The organism is Gillisia sp. CAL575, assembly GCF_000403785.1.
GTDB lineage: Bacteria > Bacteroidota > Bacteroidia > Flavobacteriales > Flavobacteriaceae > Gillisia.
The window spans coordinates 48302-71516 of the sequence record NZ_APHJ01000037.1 but is presented as its reverse complement, the minus strand read 5'-3'; the positions used below and the strand labels follow the sequence as shown (position 1 = coordinate 71516).

At 36.1% G+C, this 23215-nt stretch carries 22 protein-coding genes and 1 riboswitch; of the genes, 1 reads left to right on the top strand and 21 read right to left on the bottom strand.

What is annotated here, in order from left to right; genetic code table 11:
• Positions 1–460, bottom strand: a 460-nt coding sequence (locus I130_RS12435) for a prephenate dehydratase domain-containing protein (RefSeq protein ID WP_034923626.1), incomplete at its 3' end; no start/stop codon positions are given.
• Positions 461–744: 284 nt separating this feature from the next.
• Between I130_RS12435 and gldA the strand changes: the two genes are divergently transcribed.
• Positions 745–1644: a gliding motility-associated ABC transporter ATP-binding subunit GldA gene (gldA, locus tag I130_RS12430; RefSeq protein WP_034923623.1), complete on the top strand. Its 900-nt coding sequence runs from the start codon at positions 745–747 to the stop codon at positions 1642–1644.
• Here the strand turns inward: gldA and I130_RS12425 are convergent.
• The 20 genes from I130_RS12425 to I130_RS12330 all read right to left on the bottom strand — a co-directional run bounded on the left by I130_RS12425 (position 1631) and on the right by I130_RS12330 (position 23122).
• The gene (locus I130_RS12425; RefSeq protein WP_034923620.1) at positions 1631–2383 is read right to left on the bottom strand and encodes a head GIN domain-containing protein; all 753 of its coding nucleotides are present in this window, start codon (positions 2381–2383) and stop codon (positions 1631–1633) included. The genes gldA and I130_RS12425 overlap by 14 nt on opposite strands.
• A gap of 3 nt (positions 2384–2386) precedes the next feature.
• Positions 2387–3490, bottom strand: coding sequence for an acyloxyacyl hydrolase (locus I130_RS12420; protein ID WP_034923618.1), 1104 nt, complete (start codon positions 3488–3490; stop codon positions 2387–2389).
• Between the two features lie 24 nt (positions 3491–3514).
• The gene (metF, locus tag I130_RS12415; RefSeq protein WP_034923616.1) at positions 3515–4471 is read right to left on the bottom strand and encodes a methylenetetrahydrofolate reductase [NAD(P)H]; all 957 of its coding nucleotides are present in this window, start codon (positions 4469–4471) and stop codon (positions 3515–3517) included.
• A 7-nt stretch (positions 4472–4478) separates the two neighbouring features.
• Positions 4479–7166: a methionine synthase gene (gene metH / locus I130_RS12410; protein WP_034923614.1), complete on the bottom strand. Its 2688-nt coding sequence runs from the start codon at positions 7164–7166 to the stop codon at positions 4479–4481.
• Positions 7167–7168: 2 nt separating this feature from the next.
• Positions 7169–8188, bottom strand: a complete 1020-nt coding sequence (locus tag I130_RS12405; RefSeq protein ID WP_034923612.1) for a homocysteine S-methyltransferase family protein — start codon at positions 8186–8188, stop codon at positions 7169–7171.
• Between the two features lie 48 nt (positions 8189–8236).
• Positions 8237–8340, bottom strand: a riboswitch (SAM riboswitch).
• Between the two features lie 185 nt (positions 8341–8525).
• Positions 8526–8948 (bottom strand): OsmC family protein, encoded by a 423-nt coding sequence (locus tag I130_RS12400; protein WP_034923610.1) that lies wholly within the window; start codon positions 8946–8948, stop codon positions 8526–8528.
• 67 nt (positions 8949–9015) lie between these two features.
• Entirely contained in the window at positions 9016–10272 is a 1257-nt protein-coding gene (locus tag I130_RS12395; RefSeq protein WP_034923608.1) for a sulfate adenylyltransferase subunit 1, read from the bottom strand.
• A 15-nt stretch (positions 10273–10287) separates the two neighbouring features.
• On the bottom strand, positions 10288–11187 hold the full coding sequence (gene cysD, locus I130_RS12390; protein ID WP_034923606.1) for a sulfate adenylyltransferase subunit CysD: 900 nt from the start codon (positions 11185–11187) through the stop codon (positions 10288–10290).
• Positions 11188–11197: 10 nt separating this feature from the next.
• Positions 11198–11827: a phosphoadenosine phosphosulfate reductase family protein gene (locus tag I130_RS12385; protein ID WP_034923604.1), complete on the bottom strand. Its 630-nt coding sequence runs from the start codon at positions 11825–11827 to the stop codon at positions 11198–11200.
• A gap of 208 nt (positions 11828–12035) precedes the next feature.
• The gene (locus tag I130_RS12380; RefSeq protein WP_034923602.1) at positions 12036–13100 is read right to left on the bottom strand and encodes an NAD(P)/FAD-dependent oxidoreductase; all 1065 of its coding nucleotides are present in this window, start codon (positions 13098–13100) and stop codon (positions 12036–12038) included.
• A complete protein-coding gene (locus tag I130_RS12375; protein ID WP_034923600.1) occupies positions 13093–13686 on the bottom strand; it encodes a bifunctional precorrin-2 dehydrogenase/sirohydrochlorin ferrochelatase in 594 nt (197 codons plus the stop codon). Before I130_RS12375 ends, I130_RS12380 begins: the two co-directional genes overlap by 8 nt.
• A gap of 2 nt (positions 13687–13688) precedes the next feature.
• On the bottom strand, positions 13689–14486 hold the full coding sequence (gene cobA / locus I130_RS12370) for a uroporphyrinogen-III C-methyltransferase (RefSeq protein ID WP_034923597.1): 798 nt from the start codon (positions 14484–14486) through the stop codon (positions 13689–13691).
• Positions 14479–16572: a HEPN domain-containing protein gene (locus tag I130_RS12365; RefSeq protein WP_034923591.1), complete on the bottom strand. Its 2094-nt coding sequence runs from the start codon at positions 16570–16572 to the stop codon at positions 14479–14481. Before I130_RS12365 ends, cobA begins: the two co-directional genes overlap by 8 nt.
• Positions 16573–16728: 156 nt before the next feature.
• Positions 16729–17358: a phosphoadenosine phosphosulfate reductase family protein gene (locus I130_RS12360; RefSeq protein WP_034923589.1), complete on the bottom strand. Its 630-nt coding sequence runs from the start codon at positions 17356–17358 to the stop codon at positions 16729–16731.
• 2 nt (positions 17359–17360) lie between these two features.
• Positions 17361–17609 carry a DUF2061 domain-containing protein gene (locus I130_RS12355; RefSeq protein ID WP_034923587.1) on the bottom strand — a complete coding sequence of 83 codons (249 nt, stop codon included), beginning with the start codon at positions 17607–17609 and terminating at the stop codon, positions 17361–17363.
• A 145-nt stretch (positions 17610–17754) separates the two neighbouring features.
• Positions 17755–18162, bottom strand: coding sequence for an RrF2 family transcriptional regulator (locus tag I130_RS12350; RefSeq protein WP_034923585.1), 408 nt, complete (start codon positions 18160–18162; stop codon positions 17755–17757).
• Positions 18163–18303: 141 nt separating this feature from the next.
• Positions 18304–19374: an aspartate kinase gene (locus I130_RS12345; protein ID WP_034923582.1), complete on the bottom strand. Its 1071-nt coding sequence runs from the start codon at positions 19372–19374 to the stop codon at positions 18304–18306.
• Between the two features lie 506 nt (positions 19375–19880).
• Positions 19881–21062 (bottom strand): trans-sulfuration enzyme family protein, encoded by a 1182-nt coding sequence (locus I130_RS12340; RefSeq protein WP_034923580.1) that lies wholly within the window; start codon positions 21060–21062, stop codon positions 19881–19883.
• Positions 21063–21072: 10 nt separating this feature from the next.
• Positions 21073–22152, bottom strand: a complete 1080-nt coding sequence (locus I130_RS12335) for an aspartate kinase (RefSeq protein WP_034923577.1) — start codon at positions 22150–22152, stop codon at positions 21073–21075.
• On the bottom strand, positions 22115–23122 hold the full coding sequence (locus I130_RS12330) for an alpha/beta fold hydrolase (protein ID WP_034923574.1): 1008 nt from the start codon (positions 23120–23122) through the stop codon (positions 22115–22117). Before I130_RS12330 ends, I130_RS12335 begins: the two co-directional genes overlap by 38 nt.
• Positions 23123–23215: the final 93 nt, after the last annotated feature.

Here is a 23215-nt window from a genome sequence, read left to right as displayed (position 1 = left end):
CTGCCATTGTACTGGCTACGGCCCCAATTCCCTTAGATTGTTTTTCTGAAATTCTTCTGGCTACCTCAGCAGTATCGGTATCTTCTATTAATTTTATATGCGGATATTTTTTAAAAAATTCTTTACACTGAAGTAAAGCCATAGGATGCGAGTATACCTTTTTAATATTAGAGATATCTTGTCCCGGCAATGCCATTAAATTCATATTAATAGGAATATAATGTTCTCCTACAACCTTTAGATTATGCTCATCTATTAGCGCATAATTGGGTAAAATAGATCCAACAATAGAATTCTCTATAGCCATCACGATTTCTTGAGAATCTCCTGCAACAAGGGATTGTACTAATTTATGAAACGACATACATTCCAATACCTTCACATTTGTTCCAAAATATTCTTGGGCCACCAAATGATGAAAAGAACCTTGAACCCCTTGAATTCCTATTATTTTTTCCATTTTAAAATTTTTCAAAAAAAAGAGGTCCTGATTTAGATTAAATCAGGACCTCTTTATATAATTTATAATTTTAATTACATGACGCTCCCGATCTTATCTCCGTAATAGAAATAAAAATAATAGAATGCAGTCCAAGTAATTATATTCTTCATTGTTCTTTTAACTATCGCTAATGTAGTATTTAATTTAATATGACCTATACTTTTTTATATTTTTTCACGATAACGTTTTAGTGAGAACACATTTAAAATAAATTTATCCATACTTTTGAAAAAAGCTTAGCTATGTCCATTTCTGTTAAAGAAATTTCTAAATATTACGGGGAACAAAAAGCCTTGGATAAGGTTTCATTTAGTATCGAAAAAGGTGAAATTGTAGGATTTCTAGGCCCTAACGGCGCAGGAAAATCCACACTAATGAAAATCCTTACAGGATATTTAAGTCCTTCAGATGGTGTTGCGAGCGTGAATAACATTTTGCTTTCTGAAGACTTAAAAGCAGTACAACGATCCATTGGTTATCTTCCAGAACATAATCCTTTGTATCTCGAAATGTATGTGCGGGAATATTTAGCATTTAATGCCTCTATCTTTAAAACCGATAAATCTCGAATTGAAGAAGTAATAGTAATGACAGGGCTTTTACCAGAAGCCAACAAAAAAATAGAACAACTTTCTAAGGGGTTTCGACAACGAGTTGGACTCGCGGCTGCCTTTTTACACGAACCTGATGTGCTCATTTTGGATGAACCTACAACTGGATTAGACCCTAATCAACTTACCGAAATACGGAATTTGATTTTAGAAGTAGGGAAAGAAAAAACCGTATTTCTTTCAACACATATAATGCAAGAAGTAGAAGCAATTTGCGATCGGGTAATCATAATAGACAAAGGAGTGATTGTAGCCGATAAGAAAATGAAGGAACTCCGAGATGAAAAGGAACAAATAATTCAAGTGGAATTCGATTATAGAATAGAAGAAGTTGCCTTAAATAGATTACCAAATTTAACTTCAGCAAAAAATATTGGCGGATTCCATTACGAATTAAAATTTGACACAGATAAAGACATGCGTCCGGCGGTTTTCGATTTTGCTCATGATAATGGACTAAAAACCCTTCAGCTTAATAGAAAATCTAAGAATTTAGAAACTTTGTTTTCAGAATTAACTACTCAAAAATAAGCCTACCAGTATAAAATTCCTCTACATCAACAACAAGAGGTCTATTCTTAGAAATTATATTTCCACTGCTGCGTAATTCTCCTCTTATTGATTGTACTGGATATACGATCATTTTATTAGTACCTCTATGAAATATCTCATAGTTCTGCACAATTAAATTGGGCGCATCTAATCTACTATCCCCATTAGCAAAGAAAACATTGAAATTCTCCACTTTTCCGGTTAGGAAATAATTGGAAACATTATCGTTGGTGATCCTTAAATTTTCCACATCCAGATCTAAAATAAAATCCCCATCGGTGTGGATAGAAAGATCATCTTCTTGATTTACAGAGCGCAACCAAAGATTATTAAACTTAAGTGTATTAACACTTTCAATAGCGCTTCCACTGCTATTCTGAAGCCAGGTTAGATCTGGAATAGTTACATACACTTTGGTAAGTTCATAATCTCTAACCAAATTGCAAGAATTTTCATTCCGAATGCTTAATCTATTATTTATAACCTCAACAGAAACGTCCTTTCGTAGATTCTCACCGGTCTCTATTACCACTTTTTGAACAGGTCCTTGTGCAATAAATAGCTTCACACGTTCGTAAACAATTATTTCATTAAAGGCATCTACAGCAACCTCATCCTGTACAATGTCTCCTGATTTTTTGAAACATCCGGGAGCATCTTCGGCATCACAACTACTTAATAAAAAAGTAGAAAGTATTAAAAAAACTAACTTTTTCATATCCTACAATCTATATCCTATTGAAAATTCTACTGCTTCAGCATTGGCCGCATGAGATCTCACTGTTGCCGACGCCCACCAATGATCGCTTATTTTTCTTCTTAAACCTAGTCTATTATAAACCCGCTCCACATAATTATCATATGGATAATAGGCATAATATCCCACTTGAGTAACTAGAGACATTTTATTGAAAGTTAATTGATGTCCTATAAACACCCCTACTCTCTTCGCATCTTCATCCCCAACAGTTTTTCCTTCAGGAAATGCAACCGACTGGAAATAGATAAATTCTTCTAAGGCTTTAGAAAAGAAAACCTCTGCTCCTGCCTGTAAAGTGCTCTTTTTATTGATCACCTTATCTGCAAATCCTGTAACTGTTAAAAAGGGATATTGTTTAGACCCAATTACTCCGGTGGTATTAATGCCGCTTCTTATTGCAAAGTTATAATGAATAGGCTCTGTATACTTTTTCTCCTTCGGATCTTTCTCAACGTATTCAGGAATATTTTCATAATCCAAATGATAATTCAAGCCTACATTAAAAGTAAACGTATTGGTACTATTGTTTGGAGATTTAAAATCTGCATTAGAATAGTGAATTATAGATACTCCTGCCTGAATACCAAATCCTTTGTAGATATTCTGCTTTTGATAGTTTCCCATTAAATAGGTAGAACTTAACAATCGCGAACCGTATGCATTGTTTATATAATTGGTTTCAGCATTATAAGGATTGGTAGCATATGCCATTCCCTGCCCTATCCTAAACATCATATTTCTATTGAAAAAGTAGAAATTGAAATGGGCATAAAGCGCATAATTCTCCCCTAAATAAGTGTTTTTCATATCTTGATAAGAAAAAGAATACCCAAAATCGGGGTGATTATATCTACGTTCCCAAGCCTCTAAACCATAGGTTTTTCGGTTAAAACTCAAAATAACCCCAGAAGGATGACCTGTAATTAAATGTGCTATATCTGGATTATGCTCTAAAATTGTCCCATAAAAGTAATTGGCATCAAAAGAATAATACTTTTTAATCTCTTCTTGAGCCAAGGAAACTGCAGAAGAAAGCAAAAGCAGGGCGAATAATATTTTTTTCATAGGGGGCAAATCTAATCTATTATTTTAAAAAACTGAAGCTGCAATTTTATGAATATTAGTACTTTTTCCCATGGAATAATAATGTAGCACTTCTACACCAGAATTTATAAGTTCTTTACTTTGGGCCGTACACCATTCCACGCCTACTTCGCGAACCTCCAGATCTGTCTTGCAATTATTAATTGCTCTAATTAATTCTTCTGGCAAATTTAAATGAAATCTATGCGGGATATTAGTGAGTTGTTTTTTAGTAGCAATGGGTTTAAGTCCTGGGATTATTGGCACTGTAATTCCGCTTTTTCGGCATTTAGCAACAAACTCAAAGAATTTTGAATTATCGAAAAACATTTGCGTTACCACATATTCTGCACCAGCAGCAACTTTTGCTTTCAACTTTTCTATGTCATTATCTAAACTTGGTGCCTCCATATGCTTTTCAGGGTATCCTGCAACACCTACGCAAAAATCGGTGGTATGGTTTTTCTCCAGAGGGTTATCTAAGTATTGCCCACGATTTATTTCAGAGATCTGATTTACCAGATCTGAAGCAAAATTGTTCCCCTTAAGTTCTGGTTTAAAATAGGTTTCACTTTTAACTGCATCGCCCCTTAATGCCATCACATTGTGAATTCCTAAAAAATCTAGATCGATCAAAAAATTCTCGGTGTCTTCTTTTGTAAAACCTCCACATAGGATATGTGGCACTGCATCTATTCCATATTTATTCTGAATTGCAGCACAAATCCCTACCGTTCCGGGTCTTTTTCGAACTACTTTTTTTTCTAAAAATCCGTTCGGTTGCTCTATGTATACGTATTCTTCCCGGTGATAGGTCACATCTATAAATGGAGGATTGAACTCCATCAAGGGATCTATTCCATCAAAAATAGATTGAATGTTCTGGCCTTTTAGCGGCGGTAATATTTCAAAAGAAAAAAGCGTTTTGCCTTTAGCGGCAGTAATATGTTCTGTTATTTTCATTTATATATTATTGATCTGAAATTGAAGGATTCAACCATTTTTCTGCTTTTTCAACAGAAATTTCTTTGCGTTTTGCGAAATCTTGCACCTGATCTAACTTGATTTTTCCAAGTCCGAAGTATTTAGCCTCGGGATTCCCAAAGTAATAGCCACTCACACTTGCTGCAGGCCACATAGCCAAACTATCTGTGAGTTTAACGCCGATGTTTTCTTCGACCTTCAAGACTTCCCAAATAGTGAGTTTTTCTAAATGATCAGGGCAGGCGGGATATCCGGGAGCAGGACGAATCCCTTTGTAGCTTTCTTTAATAAGATCTTCGTTAGTGAGTTCTTCATTAGCCGCATATCCCCAATCCTCGATTCGTACTTTTTTATGAAGATACTCTGCAAAGGCTTCAGCTAATCTATCGGATAATGCTTTCACCATGATCGAATTATAATCATCTAATTCATCCTCAAATTTAGTTGCCAATTCCTGAGTTCCAAAACCGGTGCTTACGCAAAAACAACCCATATAATCCTGAATTCCTGAATCCTTAGGAGCAATAAAATCTGCCAAAGCAAAATTTGGCTTGCCTTCATATTTTTTGAGTTGTTGTCTTAAGGTTCGAAAAACCTTCTTTTTTTCTTCATTCCCTTCAGAAGTGATTATCTCTATATCATCTTCTTGAACTGAGTTTGCCGGGAATAATCCAAACACCGCTTTCGCCTTCAGTAATTTCTCTTCTAAGATCTTCTTTAAAAGGTGCTGTGCTTCTTCAAACAAAATAGTGGCTTGTTTACCAACTACCTCATCGGTTAAGATAGCAGGATATTTCCCGTGTAATTCCCAACTTCTGAAGAATGGCGTCCAATCTATAAAAGGCACTAATTTTTCAAGATCCAGATCTTCAATTACCTGAACTCCCAGTTTATTGGGTTTCACGATCTCTGAAGTTTTCCAATTGATCTTAAAATTATTTTCGCGTGCTAGCTCTAAGGGAAGAAAATCCTTCACTTTACTACGTTTCAAAAAATTGGTCCTGAAGACCTCATAATCTGCTTTAATGTCTTCAAAGTATTTTTTCGAGGTTTCCTTTTTCAGAAGATCATTCACAACATTCACCGCTCGAGATGCATCATTTACATGGATCACCGCATTCTTATAATGAGGATCTATCTTCACAGCAGTGTGTGCTTTAGAAGTGGTAGCGCCACCAATTAATAAGGGAACCTCAAAACTTTGACGTTGCATTTCTTTTGCTAAAAACACCATTTCATCCAAGGACGGAGTTATAAGTCCGCTTAAGCCAATGGCATCCACATTTTCTGTCTTTGCAATCTCGATGATCTTTTCGGGAGCCACCATGACGCCAAGATCTATGATTTCATAATTATTACAGCCCAGCACTACACCCACAATATTCTTCCCAATATCGTGCACATCTCCCTTAACGGTAGCCATTAAGATCTTACCTTTTGCGCCTTTTCCTGTAGATCCATCTTTCGCTGCTTCAATATAAGGCAGCAAATAGGCTACTGCTTTTTTCATTACCCTAGCCGATTTAACCACTTGTGGCAAGAACATTTTTCCACTTCCAAAAAGATCTCCAACCACGTTCATTCCGGTCATCAAATAGACTTCAATCACTTCAATGGGTCTGGAAGATGCTAATCGGGCAATTTCCACATCCTCTAATATATATGCATCAATACCTCTAACTAAGGCATGTGTAATTCTTTCCTGTATAGGTTTTTCTCTCCATGATAGATCTATCTTATTTTCACGAACAGAGCCGGTTACCGTTTCAGCAAAATTTAAAAGTCGATCTGTTGCATCATCCCTCCTATCCAAAATCACATCTTCTACATGTTCTAAAAGATCCTTCGGAATATTATCATACACCTCTAACATTGCCGGATTAACTATCCCGATATTCATCCCGGCCTTTATAGCGTGGTATAAGAACACTGAATGCATCGCTTCCCTCACCGGATTATTTCCTCTAAAGGAAAAAGACACATTGCTTACCCCTCCACTTATGCTTACATGTGGTAAATTAGATTTCACCCAACGTGTTGCCTCAATAAAATCTATCGCATTTCTTCGGTGTTCGTCCATTCCTGTAGCCACCGGAAATATATTTAGATCGAAAATGATATCTTCTGGTGCGAGACCTACCTTTCTGGTAAGAATATCATAGGAACGCTTTGCAATTTCAATTCTTCGATCAAATGTATCTGCTTGACCATTCTCATCAAAAGCCATTATTATTACAGCCGCACCATATCGTTTTACTTTTTTTGCTTGGTTAATGAAAACTTCTTCGCCTTCTTTTAGGCTAATGGAGTTTACCACACATTTCCCCTGAACAACTCGTAATCCGGCTTCTATGATCTCCCATTTGGAACTATCTATCATTATTGGAACTCTGGCAATATCGGGCTCGGCAACAATCAAGTTTAGAAACTTAACCATCGCCGCTTTACCATCTACCAGGCCATCATCCATATTTACGTCTATGATCTGCGCCCCTTCTTCTACCTGTTCTCTGGCAATGCTAATAGCTTCTTCATATTTTTCCTCCTTTATTAATCGTAGGAATTTTTTGGAACCAGACATATTGGTACGCTCTCCAACATTCACGAAATTGCTCTCTGGTGTTATAATAAGCGGCTCTAAACCCGAAAGTTTTAATGCTCTAAATGCTGTCATTTTTATAAGATTGATTCAGGGTTTAATATTTTTTTCAGCGATCTGGGTTTGTATTCTTTGGATATTTCAGCAATTGCTTTTATGTGCGCAGGAGTTGTACCACAACATCCACCCAAGATATTCACCAAACCCTTCTCCAGATATTCACGTATTTGCTCTGCCATTATTTCTGGTGTTTCATCATATTCTCCAAAGGCATTTGGTAATCCTGCATTTGGATACGCAGAGATCCCAAAATCGCTTTTTCTTGCCAGCACCTCTAAATGTGGTGTAAGTTGACTTGCGCCAAGAGCACAGTTGAAACCAACACTTAGCAAATTCATATGTGAGATTGAGATTAAAAAAGCTTCAGCAGTTTGCCCGGAAAGCGTTCTCCCAGAAGCATCTGTAATAGTCCCACTTATCATAACAGGAATTTCAGAATTAAGTTCCTCTTTTAATTCATCTATTGCGTATAAAGCAGCTTTTGCATTTAGGGTGTCAAATACCGTTTCTACCAATAAAACATCTACGCCACCTTCTATTAAGGCCCGGGCTTGTAGTTTATAGGCAACTAATAATTGCTCAAAGGAAATGGCTCTATACCCGGGATCATTCACTTCCGGGGACATGCTGGCCGTTTTGTTGGTAGGTCCAATTGCACCAGCTACAAACCTCGGTTTAGAAGGCTCTTTTAAAGTAAGTTCTACTGCTACTTTTTTAGCGATCCTGGACGATTCAAAATTTAGCTCATAAACCAGCTCTTCCATTCCATAATCTGCCATGGCAATAGTAGTTCCAGAAAAGGTATTGGTCTCTACAATATCTGCACCTGCTAGAAAATATTTCCTATGGATCTCCTCGATAGCATGAGGCTGGGTAAGCGATAAAAGATCATTATTCCCCTTTAGGGATTTTGGCCAATCGGCAAAACGAGAACCACGGAAATCTTCTTCAGAGAATTTATATTCTTGAAGCATGGTACCCATTGCACCATCGAGGATTAATATTTTTTTGGAAAGGATCTCTTCTAATTTTGACATATGATAAAGTATATATGTATCAAAAAAGAGGAGTGAAAAGAATTCTTTTTGTTATCTATCTGCACAAAAGGCAGTAGAATGTAGCACCTTCTCCAAAAGGAGGGTTGCCAAGGTTTCATAGGGTCTTATCCCTCCACCTTTCTTGATAACGTTTATTAAATAAAAATAAGAACTTAAATATCTTGTAAAGATACACTTAGTTTAAGCATATCCAAATGCTAACTATTAAATCTAGAACTTTCTAGTAAACTCACTAAATGTATCTCGATATTTAAACGGAATAACCTCTTTTAACAAATCGAGGCATCCCAATAGCTATCGCGATGAGCGATTAAACTCAATTAATTTCTTCATCATTTAGGGAAATTGAATAAGTGATAGTCGCAGCTTTTTCTAACATCTTTGAAACCGAACAATATTTCTCCATAGACAATTTCACTGCTCTTATAACTTTGGTAGCAGGTACATCTCCTTTTAAAATAAAATTTAAATTGATTTTTTTAAAGACATTTGGTACAGCACCATCTTCGCGAAAACCTTCTACCTCTACTTGTAAATCTTCGAGTTCATGCTGCTGCTTCTTTAATATCATTACAACATCTATACTACTACACCCTGCAATTCCTCTCAAAATAAGATCCATTGGACTGGAGCCCTTTGGTTCTTCTTCAGATTTGTTATCAAGAAGCACAACATCTCCTCGTTCATTTTTAGTTTCAAAAAGATAGTTGTTATTCAAACGTTTTAAATGGATCTTCATTTTATTTCACAATTTGGTCAAATTTAATAAATCCAGAATGAATATAGGTTATCAAATGTGTGGGAGATTAGATATTCAATGAATTAATAAAACCTACTCCAGCCGTAGTATTGGTTGCAGGGTCTATTAAAATGAATCTTCCATTCTCAGGATTATTCTCGTAAGTATCGGCATAAATGTTCTTACTTAGTTTTAAAGTTACTTGCCCTATTTGATTTATCTGCAAATTTGAATTTATCTCCCCCGCATCATAATTCCCAATCTTCAAGGTTTCAATAGAATCTATTTTAGTAAGGATTCGGTTTGTATTATGTTGAAGTAAATACTTGGCACCTGGAACCAAAGATTTTGAATCCATCCAACAAATGGTAGATCTTAAATTCTTAAAAGACTCCGCTACCTCATCAGATTTCACCAAAGTATCTCCTCGGGTAATGTTTATATCATCCTCCAAAGTAATTGTTACAGAACTCCCTGAGCTTGCCTCCACATACTTCTTATCAAAAAAATATATCTCCTTGATCCTACTGCTGGTTAAACTCGGTAAAACAGTAACAGATTCTCCCACTTTTAGATTGCCACCATTCAACTTTCCGGCATAACCTCTGAAATCTCTATGATCTTCGGTTTTAGGTCTAATAACGGTTTGAACTGGAAATCTGGTTTGGGTACTTTTCTGAAAATCTTCAGCATTAATATTTTCAAGATGATCTAATACCGTATTCCCTGTATACCACTCCATATTGGTAGAAGCTTTAGCAATATTTTCACCCCACAATGCACTCACAGGAATAAAAGTCACTTTTTGATCTTTATACTCGCTTTCCTCTTGGATCTTTTTAAACTCTGAAACTATTTCGTTGAAAACATCTTCAGAATAATTCACCAGATCCATTTTATTCACTGCCACTACAACTTCTTTTAACCTCAAGAGATTATTGATAAAAAAGTGCCGCTGAGTTTGCTCGATCACCCCTTTTCTGGCATCGATCAAAATTATCGAAATCTGTGAAGTAGAAGCTCCAGTCACCATGTTTCTTGTATATTCCACATGACCGGGAGTATCTGCAATTATATAGCTCTTCTTTTTGGTTGAAAAATATATATGTGCAACATCTATTGTGATTCCTTGCTCCCGCTCTGCCACCAAGCCATCTGTAGCCAATGAGAAATCGAGATAATCCAGACCTTTCTTTCGGCTGCTTTTTTCTATAGCTTCCAATTTATCTGTAGTCAGGGATTTGGTGTCATACAACAGTCTTCCTATCAACGTACTCTTACCATCATCTACACTTCCTGCAGTTGCTATTTTTAGAACTTCCATATTGTTATTTATTATTTAAAAGTAACCTTGTTGTTTTCTTGTTTCCATTGCCGCTTCAGATCGTTTATCATCTATTCTGGCACCACGCTCAGAAATTGGCGAATTGGTGATCTCATGGACAATTTGCTCTATAGTTCTGGCATGAGATTCTACAGCAGCAGTACAGGTAACATCTCCTACAGTTCTAAACCTCACATTTCTAGTTTTAACCTCTTCTAACTCGTCCTTAAAAACATGTTCTGAAGCAGTCCAGATTAGCCCATCGCGTTCAAATATCTCACGTTCATGTGAAAAATAGATCGATGGAATTTTGATTTTTTCCTGATCGATATATTTCCAAACATCCAATTCTGTCCAGTTAGAAATAGGAAAAACACGAACGTTCTGTCCTATTTCTATCCGTCCATTAAGCATATCAAATACTTCCGGCCGCTGATTTTTTTCATCCCACTCTCCAAAGTCGTTTCTCACAGAGAATATACGCTCCTTGGCTCTGGCTTTCTCCTCATCTCTTCGGGCTCCACCAATACAGGCATCAAACTTAAATTCTTCGATCGCCTCCAGAAGTGTGTTTGTTTGTAAACTGTTCCTACTGGAATATTTCCCGGTTTCTTCAACAGACTTTCCATTATCTATATCGTCCTGTACCTTTCTTACAATGAGCTGAAGTCCCATTTCTTTAACAAGCTTATCTCTAAACTCGATGGTTTCAGGAAAATTATGCCCCGTATCTATATGCATTAAAGGGAATGGGATCTTGGAAGGAAAAAAGGCCTTTTCTGCCAGCCTTACCAAAGTAATAGAATCTTTACCTCCAGAAAAAAGCAACACAGGATTTTCAAACTGAGTTACCACTTCTCTAAAAATATAGATAGCTTCACTTTCCAATGGATTTTGATTTAATATGTTGTTCATTTTCTGCTTTTTATGAATGTAATCCGCACTCTCTATTGGAAAGCACTTTTGTAGGATCGAAATATTTAAATTCATTCGGTAATTGATGTTCTAGTAGATAGGAGTCCAATTCCTCATCACTCCAATGATAAAAAGGGCTCACTTTTAAAATGCCGTCTTTACTATAACTTAGAATATCGATACTGTCTCTAAAAGCTGTTTGTCCTTTTCTTAGATTAGTAAACCAAACATCCGGTTTTAATTCTCCCATCGCTCTCAAAAATGGCTCTAATTTTACCTGATTAGTAAATTCTATATGCCTGTTATCCTCCACCTGAGGAATTCCTCCAAAAAGGATATCGCGATGTGCTGCAGTTTGCAACGGAGTATATAATTTGACGTTTAAATCAAGTTGAGCGATCAATTCCTCTGCATGTCTGTAAGTTTCCGGGGTGTTATATCCGGTATCACACCAAACGATCTTGATCTCAGGAACTACAGCTACACTAGCCTGTAGAATAGCCGCTTCGTAAGGTCTGAAGTTGGTAGTTACTACCGGTCTTTCTGCATCTTGAATTGCCCAGCTTATAATTTCTGAAGGTGATACTCCTTTGAATCGTGTATTAAGAGCTAGTATTTCTTCTTCTGAATATTTTTTCATAATTAATCTTTTCGAAAATTGATAGTATTCCAAATGGGTTCATGTTCAAAATAGAGGGTCATTATTATCAATAATTCTATTATCCTATAGGATTAATAGGTTGACAAAAATAGGATTCCTTTTAGGATTGAGCAATTAAAGGATCTTAAATTAAGATTAGCTGTCTTTATTCAATTTGAAATATATGCAGCCTCAATTTTAAAAGAAATTAAACTCCAATACTTTGCACAACTTCTTTCTTTGCTTCCTTTTTAGTGCCATCAAATCCTTCCACGCCACCCACAGTAGTATATTTCAACACATACTTTTTACCGGGATTGATCCTTTGGTAGGCACTCTGGCACATTATTGCTGCTTCATGAAATCCTGAAAGTATCAACTTTAATTTACCTTTATAGGTATTCACATCTCCAATGGCATAGATCCCAGGAATATTGGTTTGATAATCGTATGAGTTATCGACTTTTATAGCATTCTTCTCGATTTCTAAGCCCCAATTAGCCATGGGGCCCAATTTAGGAGAAAGTCCAAATAATGGAATAAAAGCGTCTACATCCTTAAACTCCTCGCCTCTAGCCTCATCTCTGTGTCGAATCACTACTTTTTCAAGTTGATCCTCCCCAGTAAGTCCAACAATTTCAGCATTTGTAATTAGATTGATCTTTCCAAGATTTGCCAGTTCTGAAACTTTTTCAACAGAATCTAAAGCCCCTCTAAAATCATTTCGGCGATGCACCAGTGAAACCTCAGATGCCACATCTGCAAGAAATATCACCCAGTCTAAAGCAGAGTCTCCTCCTCCAGCTATGATCACTTTCTTATCTCGGTAAACCTCCGGATCCTTGATAAAATAATTCACACCTTTATCCTCATAATCTGCAATATTGACAATTGGTGGCTTTCTTGGTTCAAAAGAACCCAAACCACCTGCTATTACAACGACCGGCGCATGATGCTTGGTGCCTTTATTAGTAGTTACAATAAATGTATCGTCCTCCAATTTCTCAATGGTTTCCGCCCGTTCACCCAATGTAAAACCAGGTTTAAAGGGCCTAATCTGTTCCATTAAATTCTTCACCAAGTCTCCCGCCAAGATCTCCGGAAAAGCCGGAATATCATAGATCGGTTTTTTAGGATAAATCTCGGAACATTGCCCACCAGGCTGGGGAAGGGCGTCTATTAAATGTGTCTTCAACTTTAGCAAACCTGCTTCAAAAACAGTAAAGAGACCGGTTGGCCCTGCGCCTATTATTAAAAGATCTGTTTTAATCATTCTTAACTTTTTTTTCAATTAATGTTTCTGTTATTTTATTCATTTGAGCTACTTTACTTTCAAAATCTCCTTTGACAGTTTTTCTGAATTCATTTAAATTCTCAACCATCAAATTGATATCATCTGGTATGATTTCTTCAAATAACTGACGCAATCTTTTCGCAGTTGTAGGAGATTTTCCGTTCGTAGAAATAGCGATTTTCACATGCCCCTTATTCACTATTCCTCCCATATAAAAATCACATAATTCCGGGGTGTCTGCTATATTTGCCAAGAGATACCTCTTTCGAGCCTGTAGGTATATCTTTTTGTTCAACTTAGGGCTATCGGTAGTGGCAATTACCAGATGCCTTCCTTTTAAATATTTGCGTTTATACCTTCTCTTAGTAAGTTTTACCTGATGTTTTTCTGCTAATGCTATGGTCTCTGGCTTAAAGTATTTCGCGACCATTTCCACATTTGCCCTAGGACTTGATTTCAACAGAAAATGTAATTTTTCAAGCCCCACATTACCACCTCCCACAATAAGCACATTAAGCTTATTTACTTTCAGGAAAATTGGATATAATTCATTTCTTTCTTCCATAACTAGGCGGCATCAATTTGAGATATTCTTACTTTGGAAGTCTTTGGAAGAGCTTGTAGATTTTGAACTACGGCTTGCAAATAATGACTTTCCTTTACTACCTCACCAATTACAATAATAGCCGGTGCACTTAATTGTTTGTCTTCCACAACTTTCTCAATATCCTTGATACTGCCAAACCCAAATCTTTCGTTTAAAGTTGTGCCATTTTGAATGATCCCAACCGGTATATCTTGTTTTCCAAACCCAGAAAATATCTCCACAATTTCTGCAAGCTTTGCCATTCCCATTAAGATCACAACAGTGGCGGTAGATTGTGCAGCAAGTTTTACGTCGGCAGAGAGTTTTCGCTTAGATGTTGTTCCTGTGATCACCCAGAAACTTTCGGAAACACCACGTTTGGTCAAAGGAATTCCCACATTTGCAGGAACGGCTATAGAAGATGTAATCCCTGAAACTACCGCAGTTTCCAGACCTTTACTTCTGGCATAGTCAATTTCTTCAGATCCTCTTCCAAAAATGAATGGATCTCCCCCTTTTAATCTTACCACATGACCTTGTTCTAAAGCATACTTCACGATCAATTCATTGATTTCATCCTGACTATATCTATGCTTATCTTTACGTTTTCCAACAAAAATATGCTTGGCTTGTGGTGCATATTCCAACAGCTCTCGGTTTATAAGTGCGTCATACAATACAACCTGAGCAGATTGTAAAGCTTTTACTGCTTTAATAGTGATTAATTCCGGATCTCCCGGACCTGCACCAACTATACTTAATTTTGGTATATTATACATGGTTTACCTCCTTTGTTCTATAGGCATCTGCCTTTTTAAGAAACAGACGTGCGTCTTCTAAATATTTCACTGCAAATTCTTCAGTGGGCGCTCTTTCATTTAGCTGATAAGCAAATTCCTTAAAAGAAGTAGAAAGAGAAATCTTTTCGGTTTGCACAAATAGTTCATCGAATTGAGCAATGATCCCAGCCTGTGTGTTGGTTGAAACATCATCTGATAACAATAATGCTTTAGCTGAATTCACAATGGAAGTATAGGAATGGTAAATACTATCTGCCCAAGCCTTTCTTTCTAATGCACTTCTTGAATTATCGATTTTCTCCTCGCTTTCAAAAAGAAGCGTAGCTATAAGATCTATAATTACACCGGCACACTCTCCTACCCCAACGGCCTGTATATAAGGTTTCTCATGTCCCCAGTCTACAAACTCGTTTTCTGTGATATTGGAAGTATCAGATAACTCTTTTAAAAGATCATAGAAATATGTTTTCCCCTGCCTATCATAATAATTGATGAATTTTTCATTATTTAAAGACGAACTCTCGAAGTCATTTAGTAGAATACGCAAAGCCTGCGGGCCGCGTTTACTAGGAATCTTTAGGACCTTATCTGAAAAGCGCCCCTTTCCATTTCCAAGGACTCCACCCCCTAGTAAAATTTGCAATGCCGGAGCAACACTTTTACCAACCTTTATAGACATCCCTTGAAAACCTATTTCAGCCATATTGTGCTGCCCACAAGCATTCATACATCCGCTAATTTTGATGGTGATATCCTTCCCGTTGATATATTGCGGAAACTCCTCTTTAATTACATCTTCTAATACATCTGCAATTCCCGTACTACTAGCTATTCCAAGATTACAGGTATCTGTGCCTGGGCAGGCAGTGATATCTATCGTTTTATTATAACCTGGTTCTGCAAAACCAAGTTCTTTTAATTCAGCATAAAAGAATGGCAACAAATCTTCTCGTACATGCCTCAGTAAAATATCCTGACGTAAAGTGAACCTGAGTTCATTTCCTGCATATTTTTTAATAAGATCTGCAAGTTTCCTTGCCGCACCCGTGTAGAAATCACCTAATGGAACTCGAATTCCAATTGCGTACAATCCTTCTTGTTTTTGAGCTTGAACATTTGTGGATTTCCAAATTTCATATGCCTTAAGATCTTTTATGATCACCGAAGGAGCTTCTAAATCCTGTAACAGTGGCTCGGTTTCAAAGGCTGCAAGATCAAATTCCACTTTTTCTCCTGATAGCGCAGTTTTTTGTGCAGCTACCAATTCCACAAATGCCTCTTTTCCAATATCCTTGATCAAGAATTTCATTCTGGCTTTTAGACGTTTTGCTCGCTCTCCATATCTATCAAAAACACGTAGTACAGATTCTGTTAGTTCTATGATATTTTCAGTTTCAATAAAATCGTATAGCACATCGGCATGTCTTGGCTGAGAACCCAATCCTCCACCAAGCATCACCTTAAATCCGCGTTTTCCATTCTCTATCTTAGCTATAAAACCAAGATCATGTATAAAACTTAAAGCCGAATCTTCTTCTGAAGATGAAAAGGAGATCTTGAACTTTCTACCCATTTCCTGACAAATAGGGTTTCTTAAAAAGAACTGAAACATAGCGTGAGCATAAGGGGAAACATCAAAAGGCTCATTTACGTCTATTCCTGCTGTGGGAGACGCGGTGATATTTCTTACCGTATTACCACAGGCTTCACGCAACGTGATGTCATCTTTTTCAAGTTGAGACCAAAGTTCCGGAGTTCTATCCAAACTAACATGATGAATCTGGATATCCTGCCTTGTGGTAATGTGTAACCTTCCTGTGGAATATTCATCGGAAACATCAGCTATCCTATGAAGTTGTTCTGAAGACACTTTACCAAATGGTAGTTTTATTCTCACCATCTGGACTCCGGCTTGACGCTGGCCATATACACCACGCGCCAACCTTAGACTTCTAAATTTTTCTTCATCGGCTTTTCCTTCTCGAAATAACCTGATCTTTTTTTCTAAATCCAGAATATCCTTTTGTACAATCGGATTTTCTAGTTCTGTTCTAAAACTTTGCATGAGTATTAATTTTTAAAATGAAAAAAGTCCTTTAAAGTGAAACACTTAAAAGGACTCTTATAATAAACTTATAGAAATAGCTTTTAGGTGTAAGGTTTATTGCCTATACACATATAACATGATTTTATAAAAATGGTATTTTTCATTGTTCAGTTTTTAAGCTTGCAAACCCCACTCTCTGTTGTCTATTACTCTAGTGAGATCAAAATATTTAAATTTATTCGGTGAATTATGCTCCAACAGGTATTTATCCAGTTGCTCATCTGTCCAATGACAGAATGGACTAATCTTTAATACCCCATCTTTACTATAGTTTAGAATTTCTATACTATCACTAAATGCGGTTTGCCCTTTTCGAAGATTAGTAAACCAAACATCTGGTAATTGCTCTTCCATTGCTCGTTTAAAAGGCTCTGATTTTACTTGATGGGTAAACTCATCATGTAAAGGATTATCAATTTTAGGAATGCCCCCAAAAATAGCGTCTCTATAAGCTGCAGTTTGAAGAGGTGAATAAACCTTCACATTCAAACTCAACCCTTTAATTACAGATCTTGCATAAAGATATGTTTGAGGAGTATTATATCCTGTATCACACCAAACAACCGTCATTTTAGGGTCAATCTGAACGCAAGCATTTAATATGGCTGCTTCATAAGGTCTGAAATTTGTGGTCACTACTGGACGATCACTTCTTTCCACGGCCCACTGGATTATTTCTGATGGACTAATACCCTTAAATTGTTGGTTGAGAGCCTTCAACTCACTTTCTGAATATTTTTTCATAATTATTGTCTCCCATAATTTATTCTATCCCAAATCCGTTCATGCCCAAAATAAAGCAACATCTTTGTTACCAGTTCTACAGATCCAATTGCAAGCGCAGTTTTCATCTCCCCAGTTAAAACCCATGAAATAACTATAGTATCAATAGTTCCAACTACCCTCCAGCTTATAGCCTTAAGCACACTTCTCAAGGGTCGCTCGGTAACCTTATCCTGTTTATAATTGCTTTTATTAACTTGATCTAATAACATTACATATTTATTTCTAACATAAAACTATAAACCTATCGGCTTAGTAGGTTATTAAACAAATATAAACTACAATATTGATATATGCCACTTAAATTAAAATTAAATTAAATTTTAACAGTATTTATACTCTACTGAAGATGACCGACTAAGCAAGATCGGCTAAGGTTTTTTCACCTAATACTTTAAGCGTACTGTCTCTTACTTCAATCATCAATTTATGAACGGAACAAGTAAGCTCGTCTGGGCAGTCTTCGCACTTTTCATAATAATTCAAACTAACGCATGGAAGCATGGCTATAGGGCCTTCTAATACACGAATTACAGTTGTCATTTGAATTTCATTTGGATCCTTTATCAAATAATAACCTCCTCCTTTTCCTTTTTTAGCACCTAGAAAACCAGACTTACGTAAAGTCAATAAAATACTTTCCAAAAATTTGGGAGAGATGTTCTCACTTCTAGCAATCTCTGCGGTTTGAACAGGAGATTTATCCGTCCTTTTGGCCAGATAGGATAAAGCCTTAATGCCGTATTTGGTCTTTTTTGAAAGCATTTAGCGAATATAGATAAATAATTTCTCTAGCTCATATTTCATCTTAATAACCTTAAAAACAAAAGCCTCCTAACTCAAAATAAATTTGATTCAGGAGGCTAATTGTCTTTTGCAGCATTAACAATTAAGATGAAATTGCTTTTAGTATTTTTCTGCTAATTTAGTTAAATCTGAGAGAATTCCTCTTGCCGCTACACCAGTTCCCGCTGCAGCACCTTGAATTATTATAGGAAATTGCCCATGAGATTCTGTATAGATCTCAAAAGAAGCTTCCGCATTCTTAAGACTCCCAAAAGCAGTATTGGTTTTTTCTTTAACCAATTTAACCTCTAGATTTCCAGTTACAACATCTAACTCTCCAATATGTCTTAACACTTCATCTGGCTTTAATTCGTCTCTCAACTCGTCAAAATCTAAATTGAGATCGCTCATGTTATCCTTGAAATGTGAAACTGAACTTCGTCCATTTAAATGCTTAGGCACTAAACTTTCGATTTTAACATCCCTAAGTTCTTTTTTCATCTTTAACTCCCGTGCTAAAACAAGCAATTTTTCGGCTACATCATTCCCAGAAAGATCTATTCTAGGGTCTCTCTCTGTAAGTCCTCTAATCCCAGCTTCAGCCATTAGGGAATCAAACATTTTATTCTGCTTAGAAAATTCGTTGAAAATATAACTTAACGATCCAGAAAACACCCCTCTTACCTTTGTAACCTTTTCTCCTGAAGCATATAACCTCTGAAGTGTTTGGATAATTGGCAATCCTGCACCAACATTAGTTTCATATAAAAACTCAGTTTTATTTTTCCTGAGTTGTTTTCTTAAATTATTATAGAAAATATAAGATAAGGTATTAGCAGATTTATTAGATGCTACAATATCATACCCATTCTTTATGAAAGTTGAATAATTCCTTACAAACTCTTTACTTGCTGTTGCATCTACGATGATCACATTTTTAAACTTTTCTCTTTTGATATAATTTAAAACAGAATCTACTGTATAAGAAACCCCGAAATATTTAAAATCGGTTTTCCAAGAAGGACGCACACACTTCTCTTCATAAAAAGCTGATGAAGAATTCACCACCACTGGAATATTAATTTCTAGCTTGCTTTGTTTTTTAAGTTGTTCTCTAGCTTCTAAGATCTGATTGATCAATGAGCTCCCAACATTCCCGACTCCGAAGAGTATTACATGAATCTTTTTCATAATCCCATTTAATAGGTTTTGACTGTTTTCAATAACTCAGCCAAGTGTGCTTTTATTTTAAAATATCCTCTCCAAAACTCATACTTTAACTTATATTTTAGAAAGAAAAAAATCCCTTCGGAAAAATTACCAGAGGGATTTAGATTGAACTATAAACTAATTTAAAATCTAAAATTTCTGGCAATTGAAAGAAGAGCGATACATATAATAAACAGTAAAGTGTTTACTAATACACATAATATTTGCTTTGATTATATCCATTTAAATATAGGCTCTCTAATTTCAATTTATGATAGCAAAAAAGCCGCTGTGTTGGCAGCGGCTTTTGTAATTCTTATATTTTAAGTTTTACGCAAATGCAGCTGCTGTTGGGGTTTCCCACATTAACTTATACATTATACAAATCACCTTTTTCATTGTCTTAATTGATAGCACAAAGTTAACAACTCAATAAGTTATAAACCAAGTAAAAGTTGAAAAGATTTTATCCAAATTCTAGAGATATTTTAAACATTTTCTCCTTCTGCTATAGCTTGGTCAAGATCTTTTATAATATCATCTACATGCTCTAAACCTACCGAAATTCTTATGAGTCCATCTGTAATTCCAGATTCCAATCTATCTAATTTAGATAGTTTACTATGCGTGGTAGATGCGGGATGAGTTAGTATACTTCTGGTGTCCCCCAAATTTGCAGATATTGAGCATAATTTGATAGAATCGATAAATTTTCTTCCGGCATCAATTCCTTTTTTTATTTCAAAAGCAATCACATTTCCACCCAATTTCATTTGCTTTTTGGCAATTTTATATTGGGGATGGGACTTTAAAAATGGATATTTTACATTCGTAATTGCATCATGCTTTTCAAGGAACTTAGCGACTTTAAGTGCATTTTCACAATGCTTTTCCAGTCGCACTGGCAATGTTTCCAAACTCTTAGATAACACCCATGCATTAAAGGGAGACATCGATGGGCCTGTATTCCTTGAAAACAAGTAAATTTCTCTAATAAGATCTGCTCTTCCTACGGTAACCCCACCCAAGACTCTGCCCTGCCCATCTATTAATTTTGTTGCAGAGTGAATAACTAGATCTGCGCCAAACACTATAGGGTTTTGAAGATAAGGCGTTGCAAAGCAATTATCTATGATTAAAATAAGATTATGCCTTTTAGCAATCTTACCTAGTTTATCCAGATCCAAAATATCTACTCCGGGATTTGTTGGGGATTCGGCAAATAGAATTTTAGTCTCTGGTTTTATAAGATTTTCAATGCTATCCAATTCATTTATATTGAAATAACTATGCGAAATTTTCCATTTGGGAAAATATTGCGTGAACAAGCCATGAGTAGACCCAAATAAAGATTTACATGCAACAATATGATCTCCGCTATTTAATAAGGCCGCCAAACTGGAAAATACTGCCGCCATGCCGGATGCAAACGCAAATCCTGCCTCTGCCTTTTCCATTAGCACTATCTTATCTATAAATTCCGAGGTATTCGGATTTGAATATCTGCTATAAATATTTCTTTCTTTTTCTTCAGCAAAAGATGCTCGCATATCCTCTGAGTCTTCAAAAACATAGCTTGATGTTAAGTACAAAGGAACCGAATGCTCCAAATTCTGAGTTCTTTCTGCTTGGGTTCTAATTGCTGTAGTTTCTATATGTGTATTGTTCATTTTTATGATTTTATATGCATTCAAGTTTTTCTGAAATCTTTATCAGGTCAGACAATACCCCTCTTGAAGTCACCGCAGCACCCGCACCGGCACCTTGAATAACAATGGGTCTATTTCCATAAGACTTCGTGTAAATTTCAAATGAAGCATCCGCTTCCTGTAAGCTTCCAAAGGGAGAGCTTCTATTTTCTGTAACCAATTTCACTTCTAATTCTCCACTGGCTACATCCAACTCTCCAATATGCCTTAAAACCTCATCCGGTTTTAAGTTCGATTTTAGATCTTCAAAAGTTAAGTTCAGCTCTTGTTGATTCTCGATAAAATGAGAAATGGAACTTTTCCCGTTTAGATGACTAGGAACCAGATTTTCTATCTTCACTTCAGAAAGTTCCTTTTTTAAATTTAATTCTCTGGCTAGGATCAATAATTTTCTGCCAACGTCTTTTCCTGAAAGATCTATTCTTGGATCTGGCTCTGTAAATCCTTTAGTTCTTGCCTCTTCCAAAACTTCGGAAAATGATTTGTTCTCATTAGAAAATGTATTGAAAATATAACTTAGAGAACCTGAGAAGATCCCTCTTATTTTGGTGACTTCTTCCCCGGCTAAGTGTAGATCCTGGACGGTTTTAATTACAGGCAACCCAGCTCCAACATTGGTCTCGTATAAGAATTGTTTGTCGTACTTTTTTAACTCGACTTTCAACTCCTTGTAAAAACTATCAGATAATGTATTTGCTGTTTTATTGGCGGCAACTATATGAAATCCGTTTCTTATTAATTCCTTATAATTCTTTACAAATTTCTCACTTGCAGTAGCGTCTACAGCAATTAAATTTGTTAGTTTCTCTTTTTTGACATGATTAATAATTTGTGATAATTTATATGGATACCCATAGGTTTTAAATTCTGCCTCCCAGGAGTGACTTATGTTATCCTTGTTATAAAAAGCGATTTTAGAATTCACTAAAACTGCGAGGTTGATCTCTACCTGAGAAGAAGTTATAATTTTGGATCGGGCTTCCAATATCTGATTTATTAAGGAACTCCCTACGTTACCTACTCCGAATAGGACTATGTTTATTTTTTTCATTTTGTTTATTACCTGCGTTGAATATTGGATCTATAAAGGATGCTACTTGAGAATTCTCAATTAGAAAAGCATCATGCCCATGGATGGATCTAATTTCATGGATGCTTATGTTTTCTTTGATAAGGGACAGATTTACATAAGTATCCCAATTCTCACTGGGTGTAAACAACCCATCAGAATTTATGGTGATAATATGTATGTCTCCTGTTATTTTTGATGCGGAATTTAAGTGATCTCCACGCCCCAGGCTTATATCTGAAGTAGAGAGCAAATGATTCATTAGTTTGTAGGCTGCCAATTGAAATCTATTTTCCAGTTTTTTACCATGATGTTCCAGCCAGCCTTCAATATTTCCGCTTTTATGGTTTTGGCTTGAAGCAAATTTAAAGACGAAAGATTCCGGACTTCTATAAATTGTCATTGCATGCATCCTAGCATCTGAAACAGGACTTACAGAATTATTTAAAATCTGTTCCTGCACCTTACATTGTGCCTTCACCCACGGAGTTGCTTTATAATCTGTTGCAATGGGAATTAAATGTTCAAAGAGATCTGGATCTAAAACTGCCTGCTCCCATAAGAGTGCTCCTCCAACAGACCCTCCAATGCCAGCAAATATTTTAGAGACCCCTAATTGTTTTAATGCTTCAGAATAAAGTTTAGCAATATCCCTTAGGTTGAAATCTTTATAATTTAATAATAAATGAGACTCCTCTCCATCAAAACCATTCCCCGGATTATTAAATGCCAGAACGGTATAGTCTTTAAGATCGATACTTTTATCAATCCCAATTATTTCTTTCCACCAACCATTTTTCCCTGTTACTGCTGAATTTCCCGTAAGCGCATGATTCACCAGAACTATCGGCGCAGTTCCTAATTCCCTACCAAAAATTTGATAGGTTAATTGGAGCTCCTGAATGGTTCCCGCATTGTTCTTAAAATTGGAGATTTTTATCTTTTGAAGCATTTTCTATCTATTTTTACATTTTTATTATATCAAGAACCTCTAAATAAGCCATGAGGTAAGAATTGGAAAACATTTTTTATATGAGAGGCAAGC

Coding starts and splice junctions, on each gene's coding strand:
- cobA (WP_034923597.1), bottom strand. CDS start 14,486: ATGTATAATATACCAAAATTAAGTATAGTTGGTGCAGGTCCGGGAGAT.
- gldA (WP_034923623.1), top strand. CDS start 745: ATGTCCATTTCTGTTAAAGAAATTTCTAAATATTACGGGGAACAAAAA.
- I130_RS12375 (WP_034923600.1), bottom strand. CDS start 13,686: ATGGAAGAAAGAAATGAATTATATCCAATTTTCCTGAAAGTAAATAAG.
- I130_RS12350 (WP_034923585.1), bottom strand. CDS start 18,162: ATGCTTTCAAAAAAGACCAAATACGGCATTAAGGCTTTATCCTATCTG.
- I130_RS12360 (WP_034923589.1), bottom strand. CDS start 17,358: ATGAAAAAATATTCAGAAAGTGAGTTGAAGGCTCTCAACCAACAATTT.
- I130_RS12380 (WP_034923602.1), bottom strand. CDS start 13,100: ATGATTAAAACAGATCTTTTAATAATAGGCGCAGGGCCAACCGGTCTC.
- metH (WP_034923614.1), bottom strand. CDS start 7,166: ATGACAGCATTTAGAGCATTAAAACTTTCGGGTTTAGAGCCGCTTATT.
- I130_RS12330 (WP_034923574.1), bottom strand. CDS start 23,122: ATGCTTCAAAAGATAAAAATCTCCAATTTTAAGAACAATGCGGGAACC.
- I130_RS12425 (WP_034923620.1), bottom strand. CDS start 2,383: ATGAAAAAGTTAGTTTTTTTAATACTTTCTACTTTTTTATTAAGTAGT.
- I130_RS12345 (WP_034923582.1), bottom strand. CDS start 19,374: ATGAAAAAGATTCATGTAATACTCTTCGGAGTCGGGAATGTTGGGAGC.
- I130_RS12365 (WP_034923591.1), bottom strand. CDS start 16,572: ATGCAAAGTTTTAGAACAGAACTAGAAAATCCGATTGTACAAAAGGAT.
- I130_RS12395 (WP_034923608.1), bottom strand. CDS start 10,272: ATGGAAGTTCTAAAAATAGCAACTGCAGGAAGTGTAGATGATGGTAAG.
- I130_RS12340 (WP_034923580.1), bottom strand. CDS start 21,062: ATGAACAATACACATATAGAAACTACAGCAATTAGAACCCAAGCAGAA.
- metF (WP_034923616.1), bottom strand. CDS start 4,471: ATGAAAATAACAGAACATATTACTGCCGCTAAAGGCAAAACGCTTTTT.
- I130_RS12420 (WP_034923618.1), bottom strand. CDS start 3,490: ATGAAAAAAATATTATTCGCCCTGCTTTTGCTTTCTTCTGCAGTTTCC.
- I130_RS12385 (WP_034923604.1), bottom strand. CDS start 11,827: ATGAAAAAATATTCAGAAGAAGAAATACTAGCTCTTAATACACGATTC.
- I130_RS12405 (WP_034923612.1), bottom strand. CDS start 8,188: ATGTCAAAATTAGAAGAGATCCTTTCCAAAAAAATATTAATCCTCGAT.
- I130_RS12400 (WP_034923610.1), bottom strand. CDS start 8,948: ATGAAGATCCATTTAAAACGTTTGAATAACAACTATCTTTTTGAAACT.
- I130_RS12335 (WP_034923577.1), bottom strand. CDS start 22,152: ATGAAAAAAATAAACATAGTCCTATTCGGAGTAGGTAACGTAGGGAGT.
- cysD (WP_034923606.1), bottom strand. CDS start 11,187: ATGAACAACATATTAAATCAAAATCCATTGGAAAGTGAAGCTATCTAT.
- I130_RS12355 (WP_034923587.1), bottom strand. CDS start 17,609: ATGTTATTAGATCAAGTTAATAAAAGCAATTATAAACAGGATAAGGTT.